2 protein-coding genes are annotated in these 924 nt (G+C 34.3%); both read right to left on the minus strand.

Annotated elements, in window-relative coordinates:
• Window positions 1-241, minus strand: a 241-nt coding sequence (locus FHQ30_RS13070; protein ID WP_139625203.1) for a hypothetical protein, incomplete at its 3' end; no start/stop codon positions are given.
• A partial coding sequence (locus tag FHQ30_RS13075; protein ID WP_139625204.1) for a DNA/RNA non-specific endonuclease occupies window positions 242-924 on the minus strand: 683 nt, incomplete at its 5' end. It abuts the gene before it with no gap.

Genomic DNA, 924 nt, shown 5'->3' on the forward strand with positions numbered 1-924 from the left:
CACCACCAGTTTGAGCTTGCATATTGGCATGGAGTTTTTGGCATAGTTCATTTATTAATTTTTTATCAGCATTAAATTTAGGTGGAATATTCTCCCCTTCTTTTTCACACCAGATAGTAATTGAATCCCAGCCTTCATTTAAATTAAATTTATATTCCAAAAATGCCAAATCATATTCAACATTAGTTGAAAAATGTAACATGCCTGCCAGTTCATTTAATATTTTAATTTGTGCCTCCATTTACTTCCCCCCTCCAACTTGGTTTTTAAAAATTTCCGTTCTTTCTTTCCCATCTATTGTAAATATCACTTCTAATCTATCAGGTCTTGGTGAGTTCAGATTATCACGCGTGAATTTCACAGTTACATTATCTACTATTTTTCCCTCAGTATGAGCTTTTTTAAGTATATTCTCAAAATAAATTTTATATGCTGAATTATTAAAATTACTATTTTGTGGAAATAAATTATAACGGTCACAAGAACCACCCATTGCACATGCTTGGATGTGTCCTCCTACATCTCCATCAATACCCTCTTTACCTACTGCAGTCTGACGACTATCTCGAACACCTCTATTTTCAAAATCAGGCTTAAATGATATTTCTTCAACATATCCATTCTGATTAGTTCGAAAATAAGTTCCATTTGATAGATTGTATTCAGCATTCGGTCTCAACTGATTGATTGCTTTATAAGCCTCACTTCCTTTTTGTCTTGCCATATCAACATTAACATGAATATCATCAAGACCATCAACTTTACGAACTATTTTTACACCGCCTAGCCCATTTGCACTAAGCACATTCGGATCTATCACCAATTGATATTTAGCACCGACTTTCAAAGCGCCTGAAGCAATACCTGTAATACTGGTTAATCCACTAATGACGCCCAATTCAGAAGATAAATACACCTGCATCC

Origin of the sequence: Testudinibacter sp. 'clade 2', from assembly GCF_006227735.1 — a bacterium.
Lineage (GTDB): Bacteria > Pseudomonadota > Gammaproteobacteria > Enterobacterales > Pasteurellaceae > Chelonobacter.